Annotated in this window: 20 protein-coding genes and 1 tRNA gene; 11 read left to right on the top strand and 10 right to left on the bottom strand. The window is 70.4% G+C overall.

Translation table 11 applies throughout. The features are described 5' to 3' along the window. Positions 1–294 precede the first annotated feature (294 nt). A complete protein-coding gene (locus tag ACZ4FV_RS12265; protein WP_465322580.1) occupies positions 295–1,806 on the top strand; it encodes an MFS transporter in 1,512 nt (503 codons plus the stop codon). A gap of 160 nt (positions 1,807–1,966) precedes the next feature. On the opposite strand, the gene ACZ4FV_RS12260 is transcribed toward ACZ4FV_RS12265, so the two are convergent. Further along, positions 1,967–3,595: an MFS transporter gene (locus ACZ4FV_RS12260; RefSeq protein WP_465322579.1), complete on the bottom strand. Its 1,629-nt coding sequence runs from the start codon at positions 3,593–3,595 to the stop codon at positions 1,967–1,969. Between the two features lie 121 nt (positions 3,596–3,716). Between ACZ4FV_RS12260 and ACZ4FV_RS12255 the strand changes: the two genes are divergently transcribed. Next, positions 3,717–4,451: a TetR/AcrR family transcriptional regulator gene (locus tag ACZ4FV_RS12255; RefSeq protein WP_402235798.1), complete on the top strand. Its 735-nt coding sequence runs from the start codon at positions 3,717–3,719 to the stop codon at positions 4,449–4,451. Between the two features lie 651 nt (positions 4,452–5,102). After that, the gene (locus tag ACZ4FV_RS12250; protein WP_465322578.1) at positions 5,103–6,608 is read left to right on the top strand and encodes an AAA family ATPase; all 1,506 of its coding nucleotides are present in this window, start codon (positions 5,103–5,105) and stop codon (positions 6,606–6,608) included. A 601-nt stretch (positions 6,609–7,209) separates the two neighbouring features. On the opposite strand, the gene ACZ4FV_RS12245 is transcribed toward ACZ4FV_RS12250, so the two are convergent. Beyond that, a tRNA-Lys gene (locus tag ACZ4FV_RS12245) sits at positions 7,210–7,282 on the bottom strand. 207 nt (positions 7,283–7,489) lie between these two features. On the opposite strand from ACZ4FV_RS12245, the gene ACZ4FV_RS12240 reads away from it, so the two are divergent. Then, on the top strand, positions 7,490–8,614 hold the full coding sequence (locus ACZ4FV_RS12240) for an NAD(P)-dependent oxidoreductase (protein WP_465322577.1): 1,125 nt from the start codon (positions 7,490–7,492) through the stop codon (positions 8,612–8,614). Between the two features lie 277 nt (positions 8,615–8,891). Here the strand turns inward: ACZ4FV_RS12240 and ACZ4FV_RS12235 are convergent, their stop codons facing one another. Next, a complete protein-coding gene (locus tag ACZ4FV_RS12235) occupies positions 8,892–9,338 on the bottom strand; it encodes a winged helix-turn-helix transcriptional regulator (RefSeq protein ID WP_395864579.1) in 447 nt (148 codons plus the stop codon). Between the two features lie 257 nt (positions 9,339–9,595). Here ACZ4FV_RS12235 and ACZ4FV_RS12230 point away from each other — a divergent pair, with 257 nt between their 5' ends. Beyond that, entirely contained in the window at positions 9,596–10,963 is a 1,368-nt protein-coding gene (locus ACZ4FV_RS12230; protein WP_395864577.1) for an MFS transporter, read from the top strand. A 71-nt stretch (positions 10,964–11,034) separates the two neighbouring features. On the opposite strand, the gene ACZ4FV_RS12225 is transcribed toward ACZ4FV_RS12230, so the two are convergent. Both ACZ4FV_RS12225 and ACZ4FV_RS12220 read right to left on the bottom strand, forming a co-directional pair. Next, positions 11,035–12,759: an MFS transporter gene (locus ACZ4FV_RS12225; protein WP_402235929.1), complete on the bottom strand. Its 1,725-nt coding sequence runs from the start codon at positions 12,757–12,759 to the stop codon at positions 11,035–11,037. Positions 12,760–12,765: 6 nt separating this feature from the next. Continuing rightward, positions 12,766–14,190, bottom strand: coding sequence for an MFS transporter (locus ACZ4FV_RS12220; protein ID WP_465322576.1), 1,425 nt, complete (start codon positions 14,188–14,190; stop codon positions 12,766–12,768). Positions 14,191–14,390: 200 nt separating this feature from the next. Between ACZ4FV_RS12220 and ACZ4FV_RS12215 the strand changes: the two genes are divergently transcribed. Continuing rightward, positions 14,391–14,993, top strand: a complete 603-nt coding sequence (locus tag ACZ4FV_RS12215) for a CGNR zinc finger domain-containing protein (RefSeq protein ID WP_402235935.1) — start codon at positions 14,391–14,393, stop codon at positions 14,991–14,993. Between the two features lie 145 nt (positions 14,994–15,138). Next, positions 15,139–15,270 (top strand): hypothetical protein, encoded by a 132-nt coding sequence (locus tag ACZ4FV_RS12210; protein WP_395864569.1) that lies wholly within the window; start codon positions 15,139–15,141, stop codon positions 15,268–15,270. Positions 15,271–15,339: 69 nt separating this feature from the next. Here the strand turns inward: ACZ4FV_RS12210 and ACZ4FV_RS12205 are convergent, their stop codons facing one another. Beyond that, a complete protein-coding gene (locus ACZ4FV_RS12205) occupies positions 15,340–16,332 on the bottom strand; it encodes a helix-turn-helix transcriptional regulator (protein ID WP_465322575.1) in 993 nt (330 codons plus the stop codon). Positions 16,333–16,520: 188 nt separating this feature from the next. Between ACZ4FV_RS12205 and ACZ4FV_RS12200 the strand changes: the two genes are divergently transcribed. Together ACZ4FV_RS12200 and ACZ4FV_RS12195 are read left to right on the top strand one after the other, a co-directional pair. Continuing rightward, entirely contained in the window at positions 16,521–17,348 is an 828-nt protein-coding gene (locus ACZ4FV_RS12200; RefSeq protein ID WP_402235941.1) for an NAD(P)H-dependent oxidoreductase, read from the top strand. A 269-nt stretch (positions 17,349–17,617) separates the two neighbouring features. Beyond that, on the top strand, positions 17,618–18,793 hold the full coding sequence (locus ACZ4FV_RS12195) for a macrolide family glycosyltransferase (protein WP_402235944.1): 1,176 nt from the start codon (positions 17,618–17,620) through the stop codon (positions 18,791–18,793). A 20-nt stretch (positions 18,794–18,813) separates the two neighbouring features. Here ACZ4FV_RS12195 and ACZ4FV_RS12190 read toward each other — a convergent pair whose 3' ends face one another. Continuing rightward, positions 18,814–19,242, bottom strand: coding sequence for an SRPBCC family protein (locus tag ACZ4FV_RS12190; RefSeq protein WP_395864561.1), 429 nt, complete (start codon positions 19,240–19,242; stop codon positions 18,814–18,816). 275 nt (positions 19,243–19,517) lie between these two features. Between ACZ4FV_RS12190 and ACZ4FV_RS12185 the strand changes: the two genes are divergently transcribed. After that, a complete protein-coding gene (locus ACZ4FV_RS12185) occupies positions 19,518–20,342 on the top strand; it encodes a helix-turn-helix domain-containing protein (protein WP_402235947.1) in 825 nt (274 codons plus the stop codon). 240 nt (positions 20,343–20,582) lie between these two features. On the opposite strand, the gene ACZ4FV_RS12180 is transcribed toward ACZ4FV_RS12185, so the two are convergent. Then, complete coding sequence (locus tag ACZ4FV_RS12180; RefSeq protein ID WP_402235950.1) at positions 20,583–21,443, bottom strand: SDR family oxidoreductase; 861 nt, start codon at positions 21,441–21,443, stop codon at positions 20,583–20,585. Between the two features lie 176 nt (positions 21,444–21,619). On the opposite strand from ACZ4FV_RS12180, the gene ACZ4FV_RS12175 reads away from it, so the two are divergent. Next, a complete protein-coding gene (locus tag ACZ4FV_RS12175) occupies positions 21,620–22,021 on the top strand; it encodes a winged helix-turn-helix transcriptional regulator (RefSeq protein ID WP_395864555.1) in 402 nt (133 codons plus the stop codon). A gap of 156 nt (positions 22,022–22,177) precedes the next feature. Here ACZ4FV_RS12175 and dnaE read toward each other — a convergent pair whose 3' ends face one another. Together dnaE and ACZ4FV_RS12165 are read right to left on the bottom strand one after the other, a co-directional pair. Continuing rightward, positions 22,178–25,726: a DNA polymerase III subunit alpha gene (gene dnaE / locus ACZ4FV_RS12170; protein WP_402235954.1), complete on the bottom strand. Its 3,549-nt coding sequence runs from the start codon at positions 25,724–25,726 to the stop codon at positions 22,178–22,180. 209 nt (positions 25,727–25,935) lie between these two features. Then, complete coding sequence (locus ACZ4FV_RS12165) at positions 25,936–26,265, bottom strand: DUF2277 domain-containing protein (RefSeq protein WP_395864551.1); 330 nt, start codon at positions 26,263–26,265, stop codon at positions 25,936–25,938. Positions 26,266–26,399: the final 134 nt, after the last annotated feature.

Raw genomic sequence — 26,399 nt, 5'->3', positions numbered from 1 at the left:
AGCTCTCATTGAGCTCTCGGTCGATTGAATCCGACGCCTTCGCGTCGGTGCCGTATCCGCTGGACGGACCCGGGGCCGGGTGGAGGTAGCGCCCGGCCCCCCAGGGTCCCGGCGGCATCCGGACGCGCGCGGCCTTCCCGCCTTGCCGATCGTCCCGCGCGCCGATTGATCTCTCTTCTTCGCCTCTTCGCCTCTTCGCGCCTTCGCGCCGTCGGCCCGGTCTTGCCGCGTGCGTCGCCGTATGCCCTCTCCCGCGCCGGTCGGCGCGCTCGTATGGAACCGAAAGGAACACTCATGTCCGCCACCACGACGGCCATCGCTCCCGAAGCAGAGGCACCGACGCCCCGGCAGTCGTGGGGCGCGCTGTGGGTCCTGCTCGCCGGGATCTTCATCACCACGCTGGACTTCTTCATCGTCAACGTCGCGATCCCGGCCACGCAGGAGGATCTGCACGCGACGCCGGCCGCGATCCAATGGGTGGTCGCGGGCTTCGGGCTCGCGGTCGCCGCCGGGCTGATCACCGCCGGTCGACTCGGGGACATCTACGGCAGACGGCGGATGTTCGCGGTCGGGCTGGGGTTGTTCACCCTCGCCTCGGCGGGTTGCGGGCTGGCCGGCAACGCCGAGACGCTGATCGCCGCCCGGGTGGTCCAGGGTGCGGCGGCGGCCCTGCTGATGCCGCAGGTGCTGGGCCTCATCAACGTGCTGTACGTCGGTGGGCAGCGGGTCAAGGCGTTCACCGCGTACGGGCTCGCGATGGGTTTCGCGGGGGTCTTCGGTCAGTTGATCGGTGGCGCGCTGATCCAGGTGGACCTGTTCGGGCTCGACTGGCGCAGCATCTACTGGATCAACGTTCCGGTCGGGCTGGTCGCACTGGCCCTGACGCCGAAGCTGGTGCCGGAAAGCCGGGGCGAGGGCGGCGGCACTCGGCTCGACCTGGTCGGTACGGCGCTGATCACGCTCGGTCTGGTCGCCGTGGTGCTCCCGTTGGTCCAGGGACGCGAGCAGGGCTGGCCGCTGTGGACCTGGCTGTCGCTGGGCGTCGCTCCGCTGCTGCTCGGCGCGTTCACGCTGTACCAGCGTGGCCTGGCGTCGAAGGGCGGTGCGCCGCTGGTGGACCTGGTGCTCTTCCGTGAGCGGTCGTTCTCGGTCGGCATCACGATGGCGCTGGTGTACGGCCTGGTGAACGCGGCCTTCTTCCTGATCCTGGCGCTGTACCTGCAGATGGGTCACGGGATGTCGGCGCTCGACTCGGGGCTGCTGTTCATCGCCCTGGGCGTCGGGTACTTCCTGTCCTCGGCGGTCTCGGGGCAGATCGCGGCGAAGCTCGGGCGACAGGTGCTGGCGGCGGGCGCGTCGGTACAGGGCGTCGGGCACGTGGTGCTCGTGGAGACGCTGTCGACCACCGGCGCGACCTTGGCGCTGATTCCGGGATTGGCGCTGGCGGGATTCGGGATGGGCCTGGTGATGGGGCCGATGGCGGAGACGGTGTTGTCCGGGATCCGGGCCAGGCACGTGGGTTCGGCGGCGGGGCTGCTGTCCACGGCACAGCAGGTGGGCGGCGCGCTGGGAGTGGCCCTGGTGGGCATCGTCTTCTACGACACGCTGGGTGACGCGCCGACGGCGGACACCTTCGGGGACGCGTTCGTGAACGGCCTGTGGCTGCTGACCGCGTTCTGCGCGGTGGTCGCGGTGCTGGTGCAACTGCTGCCGAGCCGGCGGGCGCGGGCCGGGGCGGATGAGGCCGAGTCCGTGGACGCCGACGAGGCGGTCGACGATTCGGTGAAGGTGGCGGTGCCGGTGTGAGGTGAGCACGACGGCGTGAGGTGAGCACGAGGGTGTGAGACGCGATGGGCCCCGGCCGGGTGGTCGGGGCCCATCGCGCTTGTCGTTCTCGGGAGTGTGGATGGGTTGGTCTGCTGGCGGTTTTGTTCGGTTGGTCTGCGGTCGGTTGGGATCGGCTGATTCAGTGGGTGTTTTGGCTTGGCTGGGTTTGGCCTGCGGCGGTGTCGGCGGTGCCGTCGGTGTCGGTGTCGGTGTCGTTTCGGGCTTCGGGGGTCGGGGGGCGCTTGAGGGTGAAGGCCAGGAAGGCGCCGAGTACGGCTGCCGCGCCCGCGACGAGGCCGGCGGTGCGTAGGCCGTCGATGAGGTCGGCGGGGGAGGCCGGGCCGGCGTTCGGGTCGAGGTGCGCGTTGGCCACGGCGATCAGTACGGCGAGCCCGGCCGCACCGCCGAGTTGCTGGGCGGTGGTGGCCAGGGCGGACGCGATGCCCTGTTCGCGGGCGTCCACACCGGCGGCCGCGGTGACGAACATCGCGGTGAAGGTGACGCCGCCGCCGATGCCCCAGATCAGGATGCCCGGGAGCAGCGCCGCGAACGGGCCGTCGCTCGACATGCCGAGGGCGAGGGTGCCGATGCCCAGGCCGTTGCCGAGCATTCCGACGAACAGGGTGGTCCGTAGGCCCCGGCGGCCGATCAGGGCGGGGCCGAGCCGCATGCCGGCGAACACCGACAGCACGGTCACCGGGACGAAGGCGAGGCCGGTGCGCAGCGCGCTGTAGCCCAGGCCGTTCTGGAGATAGGTGGTGAACACGTAGTAGGCGCCGCCGAGGCCGCTCTGGAATACCAGGATCACGGCCATCGCGACGGCCAGGCTGCGGTTGCCGAACAGGCGGAGCGGTACGAGCGGGTCGCGGGTGCGTTGCTCGACGAGCAGGAACGCGCCGAGCAGGACGACGCCCAGGACGATCGCGCCCGCGCCGCGGAGTGAGGCCCAGCCCGCTTCCGGCCCGCTGACCAGGCCGAAGACGAGCAGGGTGGAGCCGGCGGTGGCGAGCAGTACGCCGGGGATGTCCAGGCCGGCGGGCTGATGGGTCGGTGCCTCGGGTTCCTTGGAAGTCTTGGGCGCCCTGGGCGTCGTCGGTGCCTTCGGTGCATTCGGCGCCTTCGGTCCGAGGGTGCGTGGAGCGGCGCCCAGGATGGCCGCGGCGGCCGGGACCATTACGAACATCACCCAGCGCCAGCCGCCGAGTTCGGTGAGGACGCCGCCGAGGAGGGCACCGGCGGCGAGGCCCGCGCTGCCGGCGGCGGACCAGACGGACAGCGCCCGGGTGCGCTCGCTCCCTTCCGTGAAACCGGTGTTGATGAGGGACAGCGTCGCGGGGGCGAGCATCGCGGCGCCGACGCCCTGGACCGCGCGGGCGGCCAGCAGGGTTCCGGGGTTGCCGGCGAGGCCGCCCGCGAGGCAGGCCAGGCCGAACAGCGCCAGGCCGAGCAGGAACATCCGGCGCGCGCCCAGCCGATCGACGAGCCGACCGCCGAGTAGGAGCAGGCCGCCGAAGGTCACCGCGTAGGAACTGACCACCCACTGCAACGACTGGGCGCCGAAGCCCAGTCCGGCGCCGATGTCGGGAAGGGCGACGTACACGATGTTGTAGTCGAGAGCGACCACGAACTGCGCGGCCGCGAGTACGGCCAGGAACCACGCGGTGGGAGCGCCCCGAACCGGGGCGTTGCGGGCGGAGGTGGCGCGGGTGGGGGCGCCACCTGCGGAGGCGCCCCGTACGGAGGTGTTCCGGGCAGGGGAAACAGGCACAGCGAGAGCCGTTCTGTGCGATCCGAGCGATCTGAGCGATCCGGACTATGCGGCGTGCATTTACTGCACGCCGTATAGTTACAGCACGCCGAGCAGTATCGCAACGCTGTAGAGTTCGGTCATGGCCATGGACGAACGCACGCCGACCCGCCGGGCCCGGCTACGGGTGGAGACCTCCCGCGAGATCAAGACGATCGCGCTCAAGCTGCTGGCCGAGGGCGGCCCGGGCGCGATCACGCTGCGCGCGATCGCCCGGGAGATGGGCATGACCGCGAACGCGATCTATGGCTATTACGCGACCCGGGACGACTTGGTGAGCGTGCTGATCAGCGAGATCTACCTGTCCCTGGTGGAGGCCGCGGAAGCCGCTCGGGACCGGGTGCCGGTCGAGGACGCGGCGGGCCGAATGCTGGCCTGGGCGCGGGCGTTCCGGGAGTGGTCGCTGGCCAACCCGGAGGGCTTCCGACTGATCTACGGCGATCCCGTACCGGGTTACCAGGCACCGGTCGGCGGGGCCGCGTCCGAGGCGGGACACCGGGCCTGCGCCGGGCTCACCGGCCTGGTCGCCGCCGCGTGGCCGTCCGCCGAGGCGTTGCAGTCCGAGGACGCGTACGACTGGCCCGACTTCGACCCGACGCTGGTCGGGCTGATCCGCGCGGAGTTCCCCGACCTGCCACCGACCGCGGTCGCCCTCGCCCTCCGGGTGTGGGGCCGGCTGCACGGCTTGGTGTCCCTGGAGATCTACGGCCACCTACGCGGCCAGACCACCGACCCGGGCCGCATCTACCGCACCGAAATCCACGACCTCATCCGCTCCCTGGGCCTGACCCCACCACCCCGGACCCCGCCCGGCTAGGCCGAACACCCTTGCCCGCCACCGCGCTTGACCTCGACATCCCGAGCGTGCCCTCGATCGACACAAGCCGGGAAGACGCCCACATCGCGGATGACGACCCACGGCGATGTGTACGAAACGTGTACGCGGCTTCGGCGGCACAAGGCCGCTGCCCGAATCGTCGGACCCGTGACCAGCGGCGGAGCGGTGTTGCGCGGCGTGCCGTCAGGGGATCGAACCCTGAACCCGCGGATTAAAAGCTGGACAGCGGTGATGGTAGCGGGGGTTGGGGCGGGTAGCGGTGCGCAGTTCTGTCCGGATCTACACATCGCTGGGTCCCGCTGGTACCGCCTCGTGATGCGACGCGTGAGCACATCCGCTCACGCAGCCAGAGCCTTTGGGAGTGGTCCGTACCTGGTTGTTGGCCGTCCATCCGAACAATGGTGGATTGCCTGAGCAGGCATCCTGGCGCTGCCGGACGTTCGATTCTCCTGGGCTTCACATCATGACGCCCCTCTGACGCATAAATAACAGCAGGTCAGGGCGGGTTTTGGGACGGCCTTCGCGCTCCTGGGCCCTGCTGTCGTAGCAGTCGTGGTGAAGCCCAGCGGGACGGATTATGTCGAAGTAGACTTCGACGTAATCAGGCGCAGTCAATGTGTGGAGGATCCGATGGAGAACGGTCTGCTGGTCAAGCCAGGCGACGTGGTCGACCGGGACCGAGAGTGGAACCTTCTCGCGGAGTTCCTCGCTGATCCGGATCCCGCGATGCGGCTCGGCATCGTGTCCGGGCGACGGCGGCACGGGAAGTCGTACCTTCTGCAGGCCTTGTCCGAGCAGGTCGGCGGCCTGTATGTCACGGCGGTCCGGGAAGAGGGGCGGCTGCCTGCGATCCAGCGGTTCAGCGATGCGGTCGCTGCCCATGCCGGTCTGCGGTCCGGCAGTCTGCGCCTGACGGACTGGCGTGATGTGCTGTCCAACGCCCTGGATGTGACCGCCCGTTCACCGCACCCGCTGTTGGTGATCGACGAGCTGCCGTACCTGCTGCAGCACTCACCTGAGATTCCGGGCTTGCTACAGCAGCTTTACGACGAGCGTCAGCGTGGCGCGCGGCCGGGGGACGGGCCGGGCCCGCGGTTGATCCTGTGCGGTTCCGCGATGAGTGTCATGCATGAGCTGTTGTCGGGGACGAAGCCGCTGCGGGGCCGGGCCGTGGTCGACCTGCGCCTGGGGCCGTTCGACTACCGGGACAGCCGCACCTTCTGGCAGATCAAGGATCCACTGACCGCGTTGAAGGTGCACGCGGTTCTCGGCGGTGCACCCGGCTACCGGCCGGTGGCCGCCCGCCCGCATCCGGACGACGGCTTCGACGCCTGGCTCACCCGCACCCTCCTCGACCCGGGCCGCGCGGTGTACTCGCGCACCGAGACCGAGTACCTCCTGCGGGAGGACCCGCGGATCACGCAGCACACGCTGTACTACGACATCCTCACCGCCATCGCCCAGGGCGCCACCACCCCTACCAAGATCGGCGCGGCCCTTGAGCGTCCGCGCAACGCCGTTGCCCACCCTCTCGGGGTGCTGGAGTCGACCGGCTATATCCGTCGTGAGCAGGACATCCTGCGTACCCGGCACCCGGTCATCACGCTCGCGGACCCGGTCATCCGCTTCAACCAGCTGATCACGCTGCCGCAGGCGGCCGCAGTGGAGCAGGGCTTCGCCGAGCAGGTTTGGCAGCAGGCCGCCCCGACCTTCAACTCCAAGATCTTCGGACCACACTTCGAGGACCTGGCCCGCGACTTCACCCGCCGCTACGCCTACAGCCTGCTGCCCACAAGTCTGCCCGGCCCGGTCGGCACCACCGAGGTCGCCGACCCGGCCGCCCGGACCAAGCACGAGGTCGACGTCATCGCCCTGGCTGCCGGCGAACGACCGCAGTCCCCCCGCGCGAAGATCGCCCTCATCGGGGAGGCCAAAGCGACCGCCGCCCGCCGCGGCACCGGAGACCTGCAACGTCTGGAGCACATCCGCACTCTGCTGGCCGACCAGGGCTACGACACCTCCGGCACCACGCTGGCCTTGTACTCCCTGCACGGCTTCCACCCCGACCTGATCGAACTGGTGGGCCGACGTGACAACATCCTCCTGGTCGACCTGCCCACCCTCTACGGGGAGTAATTCGGTCTGGCGGAAGTGGCTCCGGACCGGCCCAGATTCCCTGGGCGATCCGGTGACCGGCTTCCCAGTGGAAGCGCCGTACCCGCCGCGACTCCAGTGCCGCGACCACCCGCAGCCACAGATCCTCCTGCATAGCAGGCGTCGGCCACCGCCTGTCCCCCCTCGATCAGCACCCGACGAGCAGGAGCGCGTCAGTCTCTGGTCGATATCCGACAATGTTGAGACCTCTCACCAAGATCTGCGCCAGTGGCCGGCCGAGCACGGGCTCCATCCAGCGACTCCCTGGCAGTCGAAGTCTCTCGGGCCCAGGCATTCAGACAGTTCCATACCCGACGTCACCATTAAGCGTGCTGCCGCAGGTCGACCGGGCCTTGGCCGAGGCCGTCGGTCGCATCGTTCCGCGCGCCGCGAAGGCCGTGGTCGAGTCCGCCGAAGACCAAGTCGCCGAGCCGACCGGTGAAGCCCGGCCGCTCCTTTGTGACCTGACACCGGGACGTCCGCTCACGCAAGCGGCCCCGGACCAGAGGTCCAGGGCCGTGAAGAAGACCGCAGCGCGCGATGTTCGTGCTGGTCAGAAGCCTAAAGCCGGCCCTGACGCGGGTGGGCCGTCAGGGGATCGAACCCTGAACCCGCGGATTAAAAGTCCGCTGCTCTGCCAATTGAGCTAACGGCCCGGTTGGGTGCTTGCGGTGTGATCCGCATTTGCCCACCGGCAGAGTACCGGTATCGGATCGAACATGCTGCGAGTATCCCCGGACACGCCGTGACCTGCGGGGATGTAGCGCGAGGGGTCGGGATGCCCGGTCGTCGGTGGGTCGGCTCGATCGAACGGGTCGAAGCGCCCGGCCGTCCGAACCCCTCCGGAACGGAAGGCACTGGATATGGCCGTCAAGCCCGTCGCCCGGATTCTGATCCTGGACTCGGCGCCCGATGAGTTCGTCGCAGACGAGTTGGAGCCGTTGTTGCGGGCGGGTTTCGAGGTGACGCTCAACCTGTGGCGCCTGGCCGACCGGGACGAGATTCGGAGACGGTGGGCGGGGCGGGTCGGGTTTCTTGATGTGGATGGGTTCGACGAGGGGCGGGTTGTCGATGCCGTCGTCGGGGACGGCGTCGGCTTCGATGTGATCAAGACCAGGGCGAATCTGCCGCTGCGGGAGCCGCTCCTGCGGGCCGCAACGGGACCGGGGCTGGATCGGCGGCTTCGGGTGATCGGGCAGGTGGGGGCCGGTACCGACAACATCGACAAGCACGCCGCCGGGGAGAGGGGCGTCGTGGTGACCCATACGCCGGGATTGAACGCCGCCGCCGTCGCGGAGCACGCCCTGGCGATGATCCTCGCGCTGACCAGGAACCTCGTCGCCCTCGACCGGGAGGCCCATCGGGCCCGCTGGCGTCCCGCCCGGATGTCGTTCCCGCCGGAACTGGCCGATCTGACGCTCGGGATCGTCGGACCGGGCCGGAGCGGGACGGAACTCGCGTGGCGTGCCCGGGCGCTCGGCATGGGCGTCACCGCCTTCGGATCACCGCGGTTCACCCCTGCCATGGCGCGGGAGGCCGGCATGGGGTTCGCGGCCTCGCTCGACGAACTGCTCGCCGGCGTCGATGTGCTCTCCCTGCACTGCCCGCTCTCCGAGGCGACGAGGGATCTGATCGGGGATCGGGAACTCGGTTTGATGCGCCCGGGGGCGATCCTGGTCAACGTCAGCCGTGGCGGCGTCGTCGACGAGGAGGCGTTGGCGCGGGCGCTCCGTGACGACGCGGCACCCCTGGCGGCTGCCGCGGTCGACGTCTTCGCCCTCGAACACGGCCGGTTCGCCTCACCACTGACGGGTCTCCCCAACGCGGTTCTCACGCCTCATGTCGCGGGCATGACCGGCACCGCGATCAGACGAGCGGCACGCACCCTCTCGGAGAACATCGTCGCGCTGATCGCAGGCCATCCGGAGGAAGTCCCGGTGGCCACGGCCCATCCGGAGGGAGTCCCGGTGGCCACGATCGAAGGATGACGACGTTTGGCCGACGCTCGAGCGCGATCGTCAGGACGCCTTCCGCCCCGCTATCGCCGCGTCGCCGGTGGGCCCGCGCGGCCCTGGTGTCGAGCGCGCTGGTCATGGGGCTCGACGGGGCCGCGATCATCGGGGTCTCGACCGCGGTGATGCGGCACCGGGTGGATCACGACGGCGGCGACGACCCGGTCGAGTCGTACGACCTCCACCTGGACATCCTCACCTGCGGCCCGCGGCCCGCGGTTCCGACCGGCCCGGTTCAGCGGCCGGCTCCGGCTCACAGGTCGGCGGAGGCCAATCGGGCGTCGGCGTCGGCGCGTGCGTCGTACTCGGCCCGGGCCCGTGCGATCTGTTCCTGGTGCTCCTCGGTCCAGGTGATCAGGGACCGGATCGTGGTGTGCAGCGTCGTGCCCATCGGGGTGAGCGCGTAGTCCACCCGCGGCGGGACCACCGGGTACACGGTGCGCCGCACCAGACCGTCGCGTTCGAGCTGACGCAGTGTCACGGTGAGCATGCGCTGGCTGATCCCGTCGATCGCCCGGCGCAGCTCGGTGAAGCGCAGTGTGCGGCTCTCCAGGATCGCGATCACCAGGAGCGACCACTTGTCGGCGACCCGGTCCAGGATCTGGCGTACCTCGCACCCTTCGCGGACGTCCCACTGATGCGCGTCGTAGTCGTGGTTACTCGTGCAGAGGGTCGGTTCCTTCGAAGTGCCTTCTTCCATGGGAGACGATGCTGCCCAAGGATGGGGGTGGTTACAAGAGGGAACCGGGTTCGTTCGGATAACCGACCTCCCGGAGCCTCGACCCCACCTCACCCGTGTCCAGCGTCCCCAGGGGCTGCCGCATGTCCGCATCCACGTCCTCGTCCACCGCTTCCGCCTCGTCCACTCCCTCCGTCCCACCCGCCTTCCTCCCGGCACCGAGCGAGGCGGGCTCGCCGAGAGCACCGCACACGCCGGCGGAGAACGACGCAGGACGGATGGGTGCCCGCGCGTGGGGCATGTTGATCGTGCTGTGTGGCGCGATCTTCCTGGAGGGCATCGACGTCGCGATGCTCAACGTGGCGCTGCCGACCATCCGCGAGGACCTGGGCATGTCCACCGGTGCGGTCAGCTGGGTGATGAGCGCGTACGTGCTCGCCTACGCCGGTTTCATGCTCCTGGGCGGGCGCACCGCCGATCTGCTCGGCCGGCGGCGGATGTTCCTCTTCTGGTTGACCGTGTTCCTGGTCTTCTCCGGTCTGGGCGGGTTCGCCACCGAGGGCTGGATGCTGATCGTCGCGCGCTTCGTGACCGGCGCCTCGGCCGCCTTCATGACTCCGGCCGGTCTGGCCATCATCACCACGAGCTTCCCCGAGGGGCCGCAGCGCAACCGGGCGCTGCTGTTCTACGCGGGCACCGCGGCGGGTGGCTTCTCACTGGGCCTGGTGATCGGCGGCCTGTTGACCGCGATCGACTGGCGTCTGGTGTTCTTCGTACCGGTCGTGCTGGCCGCGGTGATCCTGGTGGTGGCGTCGGCGCTGATCCCCAAGGACGGCCGACCCGAGCGCAACGGTCAGGGCTTCGACGTCGCGGGCGCGATCAGCGTGACCGGCTCGATGTTGTTGCTGGTGTACGGCGTGGTCCGGCTGGAGCACCCGGCACACGGCTGGGGCTGGACGATCGCGGTCTTCGCGGGCGGGATCGCGCTGCTGGTCGTGTTCGTGGCCGCCGAACGGCGGGCCGGCACGCCGCTGGTGCGGCTCGGCATCCTGCGCTCGGGCGCGCTGGTGCGGGCCAATCTGGGCGCGATGTTGTTCGCGGGCTCGTTCTTCGGGTTCCAGTTCGTCGCGGTGTTCTACCTCCAGGAGGTACGCGGCTGGTCGACCCTGGAGACCAGCTTCGCACTGCTGGCGGTCGGCGTGGACGCGGTGCTCGCGCCGACGGTGACGCCGCGGTTGGTCGATCGGTTCGGCAACCTGCGGGTGATCCTGGGCGGGATGTTGCTGGCCGCGCTGGCGTACGCGCTGTTCCTGTCGATCGACGCGGACACCTCGTACGCGGCGATGTTCCCGACGATGTTGTTGCTCGGGCTCGCCTTCTCGCTGGCGTACGGGCCGCTCACGATCACCGCGACGGACGGCATCGAGGAGGACGAGCAGGGTCTGGCCGGCGGACTGCTGTACACCGCCTTCCAGTTCGGCGCTGCGCTGGGCCTGTCCGCCGTGACGGCGGTGCTGGCCGGCGCGGGCGGCTCGGAACTGGACGGCTTCCGGACGGCGTTGCTCGTGCCGCTGGCGGGCGTGCTGCTGGGCGCGGTGGTCACCACGTTCGGTCTGCGCGGGCGGGCACGGGTGCCGGTCGGCTAGGTCCTGTCCGGCCGCGGGGTTTCGGGCACGGTGCCGCTCGCCGAGCGTACGGATCGGCGAGCGGCACCGCGTCACGCCGACGTGGAGGTCGAGAGCGTGGCGGTGGTGGTGGCGGCGGTCGCGGGTGCGGGTACGTGCCGTGCGGTCACGCCGCCCGCGTGCTTGGACCGGCGCACACCGATCATCAGCACGGTGATCGCGGCTGCCACGAACATCCCCACCCCCGCGATGGTCATGCACAGGTGCAGCGCGTCCGCGAAGCTCTCGCCGACGGCGGACAGTGCCTTTTCGGTGGCCTCGGGGGCCAGGCCCAGATGGCCGGCCGCCGAGACGCCGTCGGCGGAGACCGCCGCGTCGACGTGGTCGCGGTCGGTGGCGGACAGGCCCGAGCCGGCCAGGTGGTCCGGCAGGACCACGACGATCCGGCTGGTCAGCACCGCGCCCAGGACGGCCGGGCCGAGCGCGCCGCCGAGTTGGCGCAGGGTGTTGTTGTCCGCGCTGGCCATGCCCGCCAGGTGGTGCGGCACGCTGGTCACCGCGACCGAGGTGATCGGCGTCATCACGAACGCGAAGCCCACCCCGATCACCGCGAGCGGTCCGACCAGCGCGGCGAATCCGGTGTCCGGTTCCAGGGTGTTCAGGGTCAACATGCCGATGCCGGTGATCACCAGCCCGGCGGTGAGCAGGGCGCCGGAGGCGATCCGGCCCATCAACCGGCCGACGATCGGGCCGATCAGCACGGTGAGCCCGTTGATGAGCAGGAACCGGTAGGCGATCTCGAGTGCGCTCGGCCGCTGGACGTTGCCGAAGAACAGGCTGCGCGAGAAGACGATCCCGACCAGGCCGAACATGGTGAGCATGGTGACCACACCGGCGCCGGTGAACGCGCGCGAGGAGAACAGCCTGAGCGACCACATCGGGGTCGCCGAGCGGTGCTCGATCACGATGAACGCGGCCAGGCCCAGCACCGCGAGCGCGAACGCGGCCAGGACCGGGCCGTCGGTCCAGCCGATCGTGCCGCCCTCGATCACGCCGTAGATCAGGCCGGTGATCGCGATGATCGCGGCGATCTGGCCCGGGACGTCGATCGCCCGGCCGTGCGGCGACCGGGAGTCCTCCAGGAGGATCGCCGCGACCAGGACACCGATCAGGCAGACCAGCACGATCGGCGCGAAGATCCAGCGCCACGAGGCGTGTTCGAGGATGATCCCGCTCAGCAGCGGGCCCAGCGACAGGCCCAGGCCCAGGGACGCGGCCCACGCGGAGATGGCCTTGGCGCGGGCCCGGAAGTCCGGATAGGCGTGGCTGATCAGCGCCAGGCTGGAGGTGAGCAGGGCCGCGCCGCCCGCGCCGGACAGTGCCTGGCCCACCCAGACCTGGGTGACGCTGTGCGCGGTGAGGTTGGTGGCCGAGCCGATCGCGAGCAGGGCGAGGCCGGCCGGGAACGCCTTCTTGCGCCCGTACAGGTCGCCGATCAGGCCGAAGGTCAGGCTCAGTGCCGCCATCGGCAGGATGAAGATGTCGCTGATCCACTGGAGATCGCTGGTGGACGCGTGCAACCCGCGCGCGATGGTGGGCAGGGACACCGCCACCCCGCCGATCGGCACGTACGAGGCGAACACGCCCAGACAGGCGAGCACGACGGTGAGCGCGGGGCGGGCCACGGCCGAGGTCGGCGGCGAACTCGCGGAGGACATGGGCGTGTAGACGGGATCGGCCGGGACCGCCGCGCGGCGGATGTCTCGCGGATCGGTCGGGGCCGACCGGCTCGCGGCGTCACCCGCACCGGGCGTCACCTGGTGTCACCCGGCGTCGGCCGAATCGGGCATGCGCAGCGCGGGAGCCAGCCGTTCCTCGGTGACGGCGATCAGGAACACCGGGATCGTCGCCGCCGCGGCGAGCGCGAACACCAGGAACGCGGCGCGTACCCCGAACCACTGCGCGAGGACGCCGATCAGGCCCGCGCCGACCGGCAGCGCACCCCAGCCGAGCAGCCGGGAGGCACCGCTGTACCGGCCCATCATGTGCTCGGGAACCAGGTTCTGACCGATCAGCCGGTAGTTCACCGACCACAGCGTGCCGCCCATGCCGCCGACGAAGGCCGCGCCGGCCACCGCCCACAGGTCGGTGGTCACCGCCGGCACCGCCATCATCGCCACGGTGCCGATCAGGTCGGCGAGCAGCACCCGACGGTGGCCGATCAGTCGGTTGAGCCGACCGACGAGCACCGCGCCGAGCAGGCCGCCGACGCCCAGCGCGCTCAGCACGACCCCGTACTCGCGGGCGGACAGGTGCATCAGGTCGTGCGCGACCAGCGGCATCAGAGCCAGCCAGGCGCCCCAGCTCGCGAACAGCACGGTGAGGATGAGCGACATCGTGCGCAGCAGGCGATCGCGCCAGAGGAAGCCCAGACCGGCGCCGATCTGCCGACCGATGGACTCGGCGGCGACACCGGCTCCGGGCGTACCGGTCGACGGCTCGCCCGCAGCGTCGTCCGCGCCCGGGTCGGCCCGGCGTACGGCCCGGAAGCGGCCGGTGAGCAGGAGCAGCAGCAGGCTCGCGGCGAGGTAGGCGACCCAGGTCGCACCGAGCGCGAGGCCGGTGCCGGCGGCGAGCAGCAGGCCGCCCACGAACGGTCCGGCGAACTCGTTGGCGGCCGTCTCGACACCGGTGATCAGCGCGTTGGCGCGTTCCCGGTCCGCGCGCGGCACAATCGCCGGGATCAGTGCCGAGGTCGAGGTCAGCGCGATCACCTCGGCCACGCCCAGGACCAGCCCGCCGATCGCGAGCACGGCGACGGTGACCCGGCCGGCGAGCACGATCGTGATCAGCCCGCCGATGGCGAGCAACCGCAGCCCGTCGGCCAGCCACAACAACCTGCGCCGATCGGCGCGGTCCACCAGTACGCCGACGGGCAGCGCGAACAGCAGCCACGGCAGGGTCAGGGTCAGCGAGACCAGGGAGATCAGCGCCGGGGAATCGGTACTGCGGGTGGCCAGCACCGGCAGCGCGATCTTGGTGATCCCGTCCGCCAGGTTGGTGACGAGGGTGAAGGCCAGCAGGACGGCGGTGTTCCGGGTGCCGGGCGGGCTCGGCGCCGGGCTCGGCTCGGGCTTCGGTCGCGGCGTGGGCTTCGGCTCGGGCTCGGGCTTCGCAGGAGCCGGCCGGTTGCGGTCCCGCTCGCGTTTCGGGGCGGTCGGCACGGTTCGGACGTTCTGCGGGGCCATCGCATGTCCTAACTACCCAAAGGCTTTCACCGGTTAGTGCGCCGCGTCGATGGTGACATCGGCACGCACGACACGTCAACCGGTAAACTCGATAGCCGGTTAGCGCGGCGGTAGACTGGTGCCCGGGCCGCACCGAGGTCGCGACGCGCCGCGAACGCGGCCCGGCCCGACCGGACCCGACGCGCACCATGGAGGCCCCGATGCTCGAAGCACCCGCTTCGGCAGTGCTGATCCAGGCATTCGTGAACACTGTCGACGTCGAACTCGGTACGGACGAACTGGTCACGCCGTCCCGACTCGGCGCGTGGCTGGTCGCCTGGGAACTGCTCGACCCCCGTGCCGGGCTCGGCCAGGCGGACCTCGACGCGGCGCTACGACTGCGCGCCGGCCTGCGGGAGAGGCTCGGTGTACCGGTCGGTGACGTGCCCGATCCGCAATCGCTCCGGCAGGCCGACGAGGTGCTGCGCGCCCTGCCGGTGGTGTTCGAGTTGGGCACCGGCGAGCCACCCGGGCGCTTCGTACCGAGTCCGGAACTGCCGCCGGTGGAAGGGGCGTTGGCCCGACTCGCGATCGCCTGGGGCGACCTGGTCGGCACCGGCGAGTCGACCCGGCTCAAACGCTGCCCGGAGCACGCTTGCGCGTGGGTGTTCTGGGACGTGTCCAAGAACCGCAGCCGACGCTGGTGCTCGATGCGCGTCTGCGGAAACCGCACCAAGGCCCGCCGCTACGCGGCCAAGCACGCGCCGTCGCCTCGAAAGCAGGACGCGGTGGACGTGGAGCCGATCGGTCCTGCGGGCTCTTGATCTGAAGTTCGGTTGAAGTTGCAGGCTGGTCCCATGACTACGACCGATGGCAATGGACCGGTACGGGAAGTCGAGATCGCGGCGATCAAGCGGGTGATCGCAACGCTCGAACACGCACATCCGCCCCGACGTCGCGGCGGTCAAGGTGCACGCCCAGTACCTGACGCTCGACGGTCGGCCCACCGGGAACCCGGGCACGCCGCTCTATGTCATGGCGAAGGAGGCGGGACGCCGGCTCTTGGTCGCCTGCCAGAACACGGAGATCCTCGACGTGTGAGCCGAGACGGACCGGCGGTGCGGGTGGCGGTGCGGATGGGCGGGCGTACGGTCGGCCGGTTCGTGTGCTTCACCCGATCGAAGGGCTGAGCGCCTCCGTCGCGGGTGTCGCGTCTTCGGCCGACGCCGAGGCTGTCGCCGATGCCGATGCCGTGATGGTGGCCAGTTCGGCGAGGGCCCGGGCGTCCGGGCTGTGTTCGGGGGCGCAGAAGATGTGGATTTCCAGGCCGGTCTCGCCGGACGGGACGGGTACCCGCAACGTCTCGTAGTCCAGGTGCATCAGGCCGACCCGCGGGTGTCGCACCTGTTTGCGGCCCGCCGAGCACATCAGCACCTTGCCGGTCGCCCAGATCCGCCGGAAGTCGGCGCTGTGCGCGGACAGTTCGGTGATCAGCTCGGCCAGTTCCGGATCGCCCGGGTAGAGCCCGGCGGCGACTCGGAGCTGGCCCACCGCGTCGCCCGCCCGCTCCTCCCACTCGGGGAAGACGACTCGGGAGCCGGGGTCGAGGAAGAAGTACCGGGCGTTGTTCGGATCCCGGCGGCCCGGGTCGGCCAGGCCGCCGACCAGCTCGGCGCCCAGGTCGTTCCAGGCCACCACGTCCAGGCGATGGTTCGTCACGAAGGCCGGCAACCGGGTCATCGAGTCCAGCACCTGTTGCAGCAGCGGGCTGACCCGGGTCGCGGGCGCCGGATCGCGCTTGGCGGCGGTCAGCGTGGTGAGGTGCCGGCGCTCGGCGGCGTCGAGGCCGAGCGCCCTGGCGAGCGCGTCCAGCACCTCGGGGGAGGGCTGGGTGGCCCGGCCCTGTTCGAGCCGGACGTAGTAGTCCACGCTGATCCCGGCGAGCTGGGCCAGCTCCTCGCGACGCAGCCCGCGTACCCGCCGTCGGCCGCCGCCGACGAGTCCGACGTTCTCCGGGGCGATCCGCTCGCGGCGAGCGCGCAGGAAGCCGCCGAGCGCGCGCCGGGTGTCGCCGACGCCGTCGACGGCCCCTGAGGTGCGGTTCTCCATGTCGTCGGTGCGTTCGGTGCGTTCGGTGCGTTCGGTGCGGTTCACGCCGTTCATATGGTCCAGTATGCGTGGCCCTCGCGGCGCCCGGGCGGTGCGTGCGTGGCCCGGCGCACCGGCGCCGCGTCTCGTCCCGTCTGCCGTGCCCTGCCGTCCCGTTCCTGGTCTTCGGAGTACCAGGAACGCCATTCCGCCGGTTGAACCGGGTACTGGCTGCCCCGGCGCGTCCGGGAGAGCGTTGCGTCATGACCGAAACCACGTCGCAGTCGCACCAGCACCAGCAGCAGTCCGGCCGGACCGAGGAGCCGAAGAAGATCCTCGTCGTCAGCGCCCACCCGGAACCCCGGTCGCTCAACGCCGCCTTGGCCGCCTTCGCGGTCGACGAACTGCGCGCCGCGGGCCACGAGGTGCGGGTGTCGGACCTCTACGCGATGAAGTGGAAGGCGAGTGTGGACACCGACGACTTCCCGAGCCGGGACCCGGAACAACGGTTCGCGGTGATGGCCGACTCGGAGCAGGCCACGCTGGCCGGGCGCCTGGCGGCGGACATCGCCGTCGAGCAGGAGAAGGTGCGCTGGTCGGACGCGGTGATCCTGCAGTTCCCGATGTGGTGGTTCTCGGTGCCCGCGATCATGAAGGGCTGGATCGACCGGGTGTTCACCGCCGGATTCGGCTACGGTCCGGCGGTCCCGCCGCCGTACAGCGAAGGCGCGCTGGCCGGGCGGCGTGCGCTGGTGTCGGTGACGGCCGGTGCCCGGGAGTCGGCGTTCTCCGACCGGGGTATCCACGGGCGGTTGGCGGATCTGCTGTACCCGATGCAGCACGGCCTGTTCTGGTTCGCCGGCATGACGCCGCTGGAACCGTTCGCGGTGTTCGGCGCGCACGACGTGTCGGAGGAGCGGTTCGAGGCGGCGAAGCTGGAGTTCGGGCGACGCCTCGAAGGGCTCTTCACCGACGAGCCGGTCGCGTTCCGGTCGCTGGTCGGTGGCGACTACGACCACGACATGCGGCTGCTGCCGGGTGTCGAGGTGCCGGGGACGACCGGGACGGATCTGCACGTCCGGCCCGCGTGACCCGGACGGCCGCCCACGCGGTTACCCGGGTCGACCTCGGCCTGCATGCGACTCCACGCGGCAGGATGAGTGTGATCCGGAAAGTCGGTTGGTCGGTGCCGAGTGCTCGGGATATCGTCGAGGGATGTACTTCCTTCAGTTCTACGGCTGACACCGGCGAGGGCCGTGCCCTCGATCGGCCCGCACCGGGTGGCGCCCGCATCGTGCGCCGACGCCCGGGTGGTCGGGCTGCCGTGTCCACCCGCCGTAGATCCGAAACGAGAACTCCCATGTCACGTCGCCGTGCGCACATCGCGATGATCGGCATCCCCGCCGTCAGCCATGTCCTGCCCAGCCTCGAAGTCATCCGCGAACTGGCCGATCGCGGCCACCGCGTCAGTTACGCCAACGACCCCGCCGTCGCCGAACTGATCGCGCCGACCGGCGCCGAGTTCGTGCCGTACCGCTCCACGCTGCCGGTCGCCGACAACGACTGGCCGGCCGATGCGATCGCCGCGATGGGTGTGTTCCTGGACGACGCGATCCAGGCGCTGCCGCAACTGCGCGCGGCGTACGACCACGACCCGGCGGACCTCTACCTCTACGACATCGGCGCGTACGCCGCCCGCGCGCTGGCCGAGCGTCAGGACCGGCCGATCGTGCAACTGTCGCCGACGTACGTGGCCTGGCGCGGGTACGAGGACGAAGTGCTGCCCGGAATGAAGCAGTTGCCGGGCGCGGACGCGTATTGGGCGCGCTTCGCCGCCTGGCTGGCGGAAGCCGGTGCGACCACCACGGACGTGGACACGTTCGGTGGACGGCCGCGCCGGGTGGTGGCCACCGTCGCGCGCGCGATGCAGCCGAACGCGGAACTCGTGGACCCGGACGTGGTCGACTTCGTCGGCCCGTGCCTGGGCCGCCGTGAGGATCAGGGGGAATGGACCCGCCCGGTCGGCGCGGAGCGGGTGCTGCTGATCTCGCTGGGCTCGGCCTTCACCCGACAGCCGGAGTTCTACCGGCGGTGCCTCGCCGCCTTCGGCGACCTGCCGGGGTGGCACGTGGTGCTCCAGATCGGCCGGCACACCGACCCGGCGGACCTCGGCGTACTCCCGGCCAACGTGGAACTGCACTCCTGGGTGCCGCAGTTGGCCATTCTGCGGCAGGCCGACGCGTTCGTCACGCACGCGGGGATGGGCGGCAGCGGCGAAGGGCTGATCACCGGTGTGCCGATGATCGCCGTACCGCAGGGCGTCGACCAGTTCGGCAACGCGGATCGGCTGGTCGAGCTGGGCGTGGCCCGCCGCCTGGACACCGAGGACGCCACGCCGGAAGCCCTGCGCGGCGCGCTCCTCGCGCTGACCTCGGACCCGGAGGTGGCCGCGCGCTCCGCCGGACTGCGGGCCGATGCCCTCGCGGAGGGCGGTACCCGTCGCGCGGCCGACCTGATCGAGGCCGAACTGGGCTGAATCGGGGCGGCCAGCCGGGCTCAACCCGCCCGGCCGGCCGCCTTGGCCAGGTCCTCCATGGTGAGCTTGATCAGGTCCGCGCCGTACGCCATCGCCTGCCGCATCGGCTCCACGACACCGTCGGGAAGTACGTCGCGGGTCCAACTGAAGACGCAGCGGCCCTCGGCCGTCGGCCGCACCCGCATGGTCGCCCGGTCGTGGGTGGGCGTGACACTGCCGCCGGTCACCGCATAGGTGAAGCTGCGCTCCTCGGCATCGAGCTCGATCAGGCGCTCGCGGGCGGTCATGCCGTTGGCGAAGGTGACGAACCGTGTGCCCGGCTCCTCCAGCCGGCTGTCCACGACGAACCCGGGAGCCATCCGCACCGGCCCCGTCTCGAACTCGCCGATGATCGCCCAGACGTCATCGGCGTCGGCTTCGACGATGCGCTCTTCTTGGATGCGCGTCACGGCAATCCTCCGGTCCGAATCGAAACATCAAAGGCGCGATACACGCCCACACCGAGCCTGCCGCCCACGCGCCCCCGGGTCTTGAACATCCTTGCGCGGACCACGCGGGGTGGCCGGGGGCGATGTGCGGCGGGGCGAGCACGGGCGTGGAGTTCGGGTGAAGGCGGGTCGCGGGTGGAGCGGGCGCCGGCCCGAGCGGGGTGGCGGTGGCGTGCCGTGCGGCCGACGCGGGGGTGCTGTCGGGGGGGCGGGCGTAGCGTGGAGGTGTGTTGTCCGTGGTGGATGTTGTCGATCGGCCCGCGTTTGTGGTGAGTGCGGTGCGGTGCCGGAGTGACCATCGGGACTGGACATCGCCCGAGGAGCGTGACGACCACCGGATCGTGCTGGTGCGCAGTGGCCGATTTCGGCGTTGGGTCGACGGTGTCGACGTCGACCTGGATCCGACCGTCGGCTATGTCGGCGTCCCGAAGCAGGAGGAGCGTTTCGCGCACCCCGCCGGTGGCGACGTGTGTACGTCCGTGCGGGTCGCGCCGGAACTGTGGGCGGACGCGGCGGGCGAGCCGGGTCGCGGTCCCGCGTGCTCGGCGCTGTACGTCGACGCGGCGCTCGACCTCGCGCACCGGCGGTGTCTGTCGGCCGCCGAGGACGGCGATGTCGACTACGCGCTGGCCGAACAGGTGCTGACCCTGATTCGGTGCGCGGTCGACCGGATGGCGGCGCGACCGCGTCCGGTCGAGTCGGCGCCCGACGACCGGCGGCTGGTTGCGGCGGCGCGCGAGGCGATCACGACCGGCGACGCCGCCTCCGGCGCGTTGCTCTCGCTGGCCCAGTCGATCGGGGTGTCACCGTTCCGGCTGAGTCGGGTGTTCTCCCGGGAGATGGGTGTTTCGATCACCCGATACCGGAACCGGGTTCGGCTCGGTTCGGTGCTGGATCGGTTGGAGGCCGGTGAGGTCGGCTTGGCCGTACTCGCCGTCGACCTCGGTTTCGCCGACCAGGCGCACCTTTCCCGGACCGTGCGGAAGGAACTCGGGTACACCCCCACCGCGCTCCGGCGATTGCTCGCCCCGGCGGCGCCGGGGGAGGCGCTCACCCGGTGAAGCGGCGGTGTCGCCGGCGGGCACCGATTCGTATGCGCTCGGGGTGTCCCCGCAGTCGGTCGGGCGGGACCGGACGCGGGTGCCGAGGGCGGGTACCCGGCGCGGTTTCCATCCGGTGGAGCACGTGGGGAGGCGATCCGCGCCGCCCGAAGCGCCGAGAGCGCCCGAAGCGCCCCGGGCGTCGGCTTGCCGCCGTGCTCGGGGCGCTTGCTGTCGGGAGGCGTCGGAACGGGTGCGCGGTCAGCCCTTGAGCGCGAGCGCGACCGTGTCCGCGAGCGGCGTGGTCGGGCGACCCAGCAGGCCGGACAGGTCGCCGGTGACGCCGGCGAGCGCGCCGTCGGAGATCTGGACGTCGGCGTCCACGATCAGCTCGACGAGGAACGGCGGGAGGCCGACGCCGTTGAGTATCTCGGTGTACTGCTCGGCCGGCAGGTTCGCGTACGCGATCTCCTTGCCGCTCTGCTTCGCCGCCTCGGCGGCCAGCTCGGCCAGGCTCCAGTTGTGGTCGCCGGTGAGTTCGTACACCTTCCCGGCCTGGTCGTCGCTGCGCAGCACGACGGCCGCGGCCTCGGCGAAGTCGGCGCGCGAGGCGGACGCGATCCGGCCCTCGCCTGCGGAGCCGGCGACCGCGCCGCGCTCGACGGCGCCGGCCAGCGAGCCGGTGTAGTTCTCGGTGTACCAGCCGTTGCGCAGCAGCACGGCGGGCAGGCCGGTGGCCGCGATCCGCGCCTCGGTGTCGCGGTGCACCCGGGACAGGCCCAGCGGGCTCTCGCTCGCGGCGTAGATGGAGGTGTAGATCAACTGTCCGACCCGCGCCTCGGCGGCGGCGGCGACCACGGCGGTGTGCTGGGCGATCCGGTCCGCCTCTGGACCGTTGCTGGACACGAACAGCAGCTTGTCCGCGCCGGTGAAGGCCGGCACGAGGGTCTCCGGCCGTTCGTAGTCGGCCTCGCGCACCTCGACCCCGCGGGTGGCGAGGTCGGCGGCCTTGGCCGGCGTACGTACCGCGGCGACGATCTCCGAGGCGGGGGTGCCGCGCTCCAGCAGGGCGTCGATGACGAGGCGGCCGAACTGCCCGGTGGCTCCGGTGACGACGATCATGGCGAGCTTCCTCTCTTCCGCGCCGAACCCGTCGTCCGGCCGCTGTCCAAACGATTGCACTAACTTTTCGAAAGCGCAAGCGTCAGGAAAGTGCAGCACTTTCGAAAGTGCTGACTCGGAGGTAGCCTCAAAGCATGCAGACGCAGCCGCAGACGCACACGACGAAGGGGGCAGCGATGGAAACCGAGACCGAGACCGGGCCGGACCCGACCCCGGAGTTCGAGTTCGACGTGTTCGCGAAGGCGTGTGTCTCGCGTGCGGCCATGGAGCACATCACCGGCCGCTGGGGCGTGCTGGTCCTGGGCGGGCTGTACGACGGCCCGATGCGCTTCAACGCGCTGCGCCGCAGGGTCGACGGGGTCAGCGAGAAGATGCTGGCGCAGACCTTGCAGGCGCTGGAGCGGGACGGCTTCGTGCTCCGAGAGGTGCACAGCGCGATCCCGCCCCGGGTGGAGTACACGCTCACCGAACTGGGCGCCGCGACGGCGGCCAAGCTGCTCGACCTGATCAAGCACCTGGAGGGCCACATGGCGCAGGTGCTGATCGCGCGCGAGGAGTACGACCGCACGCACACCTGAGCACCCCGCGCCCGGTCGCCGGTCGCCGGTCGCGGAGACGATCGAGGGATCCGCGGACAGAGCCGAGGGTCGGCGGAGACGGCCGAGGGGTCGGGAGCACGAGGGTTACGCTCGTGCTCCCGACCCCTCGGTCGGTCCGGTCCGTTCGGGACCGGCTCAGATGCTCCAGACCCCCGCGCCCAGCATCGACTTGATCTCGCCGGCGAGGCCGCCCTCGGGGTTGACCCGGAAGTCCAGGTTGTAGCGGGTGCGCATGCGCGCGCTCTCCAGGATCAGGTGCACCGGGTTGTCCCCGGGGTGTGAGGAGAGCACCCGCTTGATGTCCTTCACCAGCTTCTCGTTGACCTTGGTGGTGGGCAGCCGCAGGCACACCGGGGCCTTGCCGCCGTGTTCGGCCGAGCCGATGTCGAGCGGGACCAGTTCGGAGCCGAACACGCTCAGCGCGCCGTCGCGTTCGTTGAGCCGGCCCTTGATACTGACCGCGACGTCCTCCTCCAGCGCGTGCGCGACCAGCGTGTACGACTGCGGGAAGAACAACACCTCGATCTCGCCGTCGTGGTCGGCGAGGTTGATCATCGCCCACGGCGAACCGCTCTTGTTGACCTTGCGTTGGATGCCGGTGATCAGGCCCGCCAACTGCACCTGGCCCTCGGTCCGGCCCGAGTTCTTCAGCTCGGTGATCGAGGTGTCGCGGTGTCGGGACAGGATGTGCTCGGCGCCGTCGAGCGGATGCGCGGAGACGTACAGGCCGAGCATCTCGCGCTCGGTGGCCAGTTTGAGCTTGCGCGGCCACTCCTGGTCGGTGAGCGTGAAGTCGAGCCCGACGGCCGGTTCCGCGGTGGCCTCGTCGCCGCCGCCGAACAGGTCGTACTGACCCGCCGCCTCCTGCTTCTTCAGGCCCACCACCGCGTCCAGGGCCTGTTCGTGGACGTCCACCAGGGCCCGGCGGGTGTGCCCGAGGGCGTCGAACGACCCGGCCTTGACCAGTGATTCCACCGCGCGCTTGTTGCACGCGGGCAGGCCGATCTTGGTCAGGAAGTCGGCGAACGAGTTGAACTTCCCCTTGCTCGTACGCGCTTCGACGATGTCGTTGATCACGTTGTCGCCCACGTTGCGGATCGCCCGCAGGCCGAATCGCACGTCGGAGCCGACGGCGGTGAAGTCGGCCACGGACTCGTTGACGTCCGGCGAGAGCACCCGGATGCCGGCCGACCTGGCGTCGGCCAGGTACATGCCCATCTTGTCCTTTTCATCGCCCACCGAGGTGAGCAGCGCGGCCATGTACTCGGCGGGGAAGTTCGCCTTGAGATAGGCCGTTTGGTACGACACCAGGCCGTACGCGGCCGAGTGCGACTTGTTGAACGCGTAGCCGGCGAACGGGACCAGTACGTCCCACACCGCCTGGATCGCCTCGTCGCCGTAGCCGCGTTCGCGACAACCCGCCTGGAACGGGATGAACTCCTTCTCCAGGACTTCCTTCTTCTTCTTGCCCATCGCCCGGCGCAGCAGGTCGGCCTGGCCGAGGCTGTAGCCGGCCAACACCTGCGCGGCACGCTGCACCTGCTCCTGATACACGATCAGACCGTAGGTGGGGCCCAGCACTTCGTTGAGCGGCTTCTCCAACTCCGGGTGAATGGGCGTGATCTCCTGCTGCCCGTTCTTGCGGAGTGCGTAGTTGATGTGCGAGTTCATGCCCATCGGACCGGGCCGGTACAGCGCGGAGACCGCGGAGATGTCCTCGAACTCGGTGGGCTTCATCAGCTTGAGCAGCGCGCGCATGGGGCCGCCATCGAGCTGGAACACGCCCAACGTGTCGCCCCGGGACAGCAGTTCGAACGTGGTCGGGTCGTCGAGCGGGATCTTCTCGATGTCGACGTCGACACCCCGGTTGGCCTTGATGATCTTGATGGCGTGATCGATGATGCCCAGGTTCCGCAGACCCAGGAAGTCCATCTTGACCAGACCCATCGCCTCACACGACGGGTAGTCGAAGCCGGTGATGATCACGCCGTCCTTGTCCCGCCGGTGCAGCGGGATCAGGTCGATCAGCGGCGTCGAGGACAGGATGACCGCGGCGGCGTGCACACCGGTGCCGCGGGTCAGGCCCTCGATGCCGCGCGCGGTGTCGATCACCATCTTCACTTCGGGGTCGGACTCGTACAGCGCGCGGATCTCGCCGGCCTCGGTGTAGCGCGCGTGGTCCTTGTCGAACATGCCCGCCAGCGGCATCGACTTGCCCATGATGTCCGGCGGGTACGCCTTGGTGATGCGGTCGCCGGTGGCGAACGGGAAGCCCAGGATCCGGCTGGAGTCCTTGATCGCGGCCTTGGCCTTGATCGTGCCGAAGGTGTTGACCTGTGCGGTGTAGGCGGAGCCGTACTTCTCGGTGACGTAGCGCACCATCTGGTCGCGCTGGCGGTCGTCGAAGTCGATGTCGACGTCCGGCGGGTTGATGCGCTCGGGGTTGAGGAAGCGCTCGAACAGCAGGTCGTAGTCGAGCGGATTCAGGCCGGTGATGCCGGTGAGGTAGGCGACCATCGATCCGGCCGCCGAGCCGCGGCCGGGGCCGACGGGGATGCCGTTGTCCCGGGCGTACTGGCAGATGTCGGCGACCACGAGGAAGTAGGAGTCGAAGCCCATGGGCGTGATCACGCCCATCTCCAACTCGATCCGGTCCAGCACCTCCTGGCTCGGGTTGTCGCCGAACCGGTGCTTGAGGCCCGCGGCGATCTTCTTGCGCAGGTACGTCGCCTGCGTCTCGCCCTCCGGGACGTCGAACTGCGGCATCCGGTTGACCTCGGCGAACACCTCGTCGTAGGGCAGGATGCGCTCGGCGATCGCGAGGGTGTTGTCGCAGGACTCGGGCACCTCGGCGAACAGCCGGCGCATCTCGTCGGAGGTCTTGATGTAGTAGCCGGTGCCGGCGAACTTGAACCGGTTCGGGTCGGCCTTGTTCTTGCCCACGCCCACACACAGCAGCGAGTCGTGCGCGTCGGCCTGGTCCTCGGTGACGTAGTGCGAGTCGTTGGTGGCCAGGAGCGGGATGCTCAGTTCCTTGGCGATCCGCAGCAGGTCCTGACGCACGGTGCGCTCGATGTCGAGGCCGTGGTCCATCAGTTCCAGGAAGTAGTTCTCCTTGCCGAAGATGTCCTGGTACGCCGAGGCCGCCTTGATCGCCTCGTCGTACTGGCCCAGGCGCAGCCGGGTCTGCACCTCGCCGGACGGGCAGCCGGTGGTGGCGATGATGCCCTCGTGGTGCTGCGCGATCAGCTCGCGGTCCATCCGGGGCTTCATGTAGTAGCCCTCGATGGACGCCAGGCTGGAGAGCCGGAACAGGTTGCGCAGGCCCTGGGCGTTCTCCGCCCACATCGTCATGTGGGTGTACCGGCCGCCACCGGAGACGTCCTTGCCGCCCTCGCCGTCCTCGCTCGGGGCGCGCTTGCCGCCGGGTGCCCAGAACTCGGGGCGGCGGGCGTGCCGGGTGCTGGGGGCGACGTACGCCTCGATGCCGATGATCGGCTTGACGCCGTGCTTCTTGGACGTGCCCTGGAACTCGTAGGCGCCGAACATGTTGCCGTGGTCGCTCATGGCCACCGCCGGCATGCCCTGGCGGGCCACCTCGGCGAACAGCTTGTCGTTCTTCGCCGCTCCGTCCAGCATCGAGTACTCGGTGTGGACATGCAGGTGAACGAACGAGTCAGACACGGTGTGTGAGGCTCCTCGAAGGGGGCGGCGGGGACCATCCACCATAACGCGGCGGAGGCCGGCAACCGGGTGTCCGAGGCGGGTGTCCACGCCTGTCGGCGAAGGCTTTTCCGAGTCGTTTCCGACCCGTATCCGAGTGGCCCCGGAGTGGCCCGCGAAGTGGTCTGTGCGGTGGTTCGGCGGGGTTTGGTGGGGGTTCGCGAAGGGGGTCAGCGGGCGTCGGCGGGCTCCTCGGCGGGAGCGTGGGGGTGCGGGTGGGTGTGCGCTCGGGCGGCTTCGGCGGCGGCGTGTGCGGCGGCTTCGCGGCGGCGTAGCGGGGGGAGGGTGGGCGGTGGTTGGCGGCGCTCGGGGAGCTCGGCGAGCAGCACCTTCGTGGCCTCGGCGATCGCGGCGACGGCGCGCTCGACGGCCTCCTCGGTGCGGGTCGACGTGGTCTGCACGCCACCTACTTTGCGGACGTATTGACGGGCGGCGGCTTCGATCTCCACGTCGGTGGCGGCGGGGTCGAGTCCGCGGAGCGTCGTGATGTTTCGGCACATACCTTTCAGGCTAGGCGGGGTGGCTGACACGCACGCGGCGCACGCGGCGCACGCGGCGCTGCCGTTGCCGGTGGGCGTGGGTTGTGGGGCGGGCGGCCTGCCTTGTCCTCAAGCGCCGGACGGGCTGGGTTGGG

The organism is Embleya sp. NPDC025285, from assembly GCF_055558835.1.
The sequence above is the reverse complement of the archived record's forward strand: the minus strand, read 5'-3'. Positions and strand labels throughout refer to the sequence as shown.

Excerpts from the sequence above, each read along its gene's own strand:
- ACZ4FV_RS12235 (WP_395864579.1), bottom strand. The coding sequence starts at position 9,338 with ATGGAAGAAGGCACTTCGAAGGAACCGACCCTCTGCACGAGTAACCAC.
- ACZ4FV_RS12165 (WP_395864551.1), bottom strand. The coding sequence starts at position 26,265 with ATGTGCCGAAACATCACGACGCTCCGCGGACTCGACCCCGCCGCCACC.
- ACZ4FV_RS12230 (WP_395864577.1), top strand. The coding sequence starts at position 9,596 with ATGGGTGCCCGCGCGTGGGGCATGTTGATCGTGCTGTGTGGCGCGATC.
- ACZ4FV_RS12240 (WP_465322577.1), top strand. The coding sequence starts at position 7,490 with ATGGCCGTCAAGCCCGTCGCCCGGATTCTGATCCTGGACTCGGCGCCC.
- ACZ4FV_RS12195 (WP_402235944.1), top strand. The coding sequence starts at position 17,618 with ATGTCACGTCGCCGTGCGCACATCGCGATGATCGGCATCCCCGCCGTC.
- ACZ4FV_RS12250 (WP_465322578.1), top strand. The coding sequence starts at position 5,103 with ATGGAGAACGGTCTGCTGGTCAAGCCAGGCGACGTGGTCGACCGGGAC.
- ACZ4FV_RS12175 (WP_395864555.1), top strand. The coding sequence starts at position 21,620 with ATGGAAACCGAGACCGAGACCGGGCCGGACCCGACCCCGGAGTTCGAG.
- ACZ4FV_RS12220 (WP_465322576.1), bottom strand. The coding sequence starts at position 14,190 with ATGGCCCCGCAGAACGTCCGAACCGTGCCGACCGCCCCGAAACGCGAG.
- ACZ4FV_RS12215 (WP_402235935.1), top strand. The coding sequence starts at position 14,391 with ATGCTCGAAGCACCCGCTTCGGCAGTGCTGATCCAGGCATTCGTGAAC.
- ACZ4FV_RS12265 (WP_465322580.1), top strand. The coding sequence starts at position 295 with ATGTCCGCCACCACGACGGCCATCGCTCCCGAAGCAGAGGCACCGACG.
- ACZ4FV_RS12205 (WP_465322575.1), bottom strand. The coding sequence starts at position 16,332 with ATGAACGGCGTGAACCGCACCGAACGCACCGAACGCACCGAACGCACC.
- ACZ4FV_RS12200 (WP_402235941.1), top strand. The coding sequence starts at position 16,521 with ATGACCGAAACCACGTCGCAGTCGCACCAGCACCAGCAGCAGTCCGGC.
- ACZ4FV_RS12255 (WP_402235798.1), top strand. The coding sequence starts at position 3,717 with ATGGCCATGGACGAACGCACGCCGACCCGCCGGGCCCGGCTACGGGTG.
- ACZ4FV_RS12180 (WP_402235950.1), bottom strand. The coding sequence starts at position 21,443 with ATGATCGTCGTCACCGGAGCCACCGGGCAGTTCGGCCGCCTCGTCATC.